Here is a 1069-nt window from a genome sequence, read left to right on the forward strand (position 1 = left end):
ACCATAGTATTACGGGAAATATTCTGGGAATCAGACATGTTCAGTTCCTTATTATTATAATTTTGAGGAACCCAAAAAGGCCCCAGATAGGGGCCGAAGGGAATTAAATTTTTATTAGTTTAGTCACGTACAACGTCTTAGGACGCATATCAATTGGTGTCTGTGTCCCTGTATTTAACGAGAAACCTTTCACTGTGATTTGTGTTTTTGTGCCACTAAAAGTAGCAGGGTGAGAGTGTGAACCATCTTGAGTTGTGTACTTATTTCCATCTGGGATATTTGGCAATGCACCTGCCCAGCCGCCAGGGTTAGCTCCATATGTGAGTACTTGGAACTGGCTGTTATTACCTGCGTTGTTGCAACCCAGTACAGTACCAGCAGTGTAATCAAACGCCATCCCTCTACGGTGTACGTGATCGCCTCCGTTAGCGATTTGAACTGTACCCTGTGGTGTGTAATCAGTTGTGCTGTCTTGGAACTTAACATTGGGTAGATCAGTTGCTTTCAATGCATAAGTGTTGCTGCCTAAGATAGTCCCTGAACCTTTCCCGTCAGTTGCACCTGCTGTATACACGTCACGCAAGTCAGGAGCTTTCTTACCGTTCAGTACTGATGTGGGATCCTTGATATCTGTACCGTCGCATGGCCAAAAGCCAGCAGGCACATCAAGGTTATAGAACCCACCATGCCAATCAATGATGGTGCCCACAGGGATAGAGCTCTGCGCAGCTTGAGATGCTGCTTTTACCTCTGCTGCAAGCTCTGTGAGTTTGAGCTTTACGTTACCCGCGTCTGTCTTGATGCCAATGAGGTCAGTGTTCGCTTTGGTAGCTGCTGTATTAGCTTGTAGAACTGCGTCTGACAGCGTGCCAAGCGTGCTTGTAGTACTGGCATCGGCATCTTGCAGCTGCTTAATCTGCGTTGTGTGCTGCGCAATAGCAGCATTATGTTTAGCGTCACTGTCATTGGATGCTTTCTCTACTGCTGATATACGGTCAGCCAACGCTTTCTTGTCGGCTGCATCAGCTGCAATTAGTTCAGTTTTGTCTTTTGCATTTTGGTCTTTTAC

At 46.1% G+C, this 1069-nt stretch carries 1 protein-coding gene; it reads right to left on the bottom strand.

Annotated features, from left to right (window positions below):
- Window positions 1-103 precede the first annotated feature (103 nt).
- Window positions 104-1069, bottom strand: a 966-nt coding sequence (locus LG31_RS21225; protein WP_161785977.1) for a hypothetical protein, incomplete at its 5' end; no start/stop codon positions are given.

The sequence above is a fragment of the Aeromonas lacus genome, from assembly GCF_000764665.1.
In the GTDB taxonomy this organism is placed as follows: Bacteria; Pseudomonadota; Gammaproteobacteria; order Enterobacterales; family Aeromonadaceae; genus Aeromonas; species Aeromonas lacus.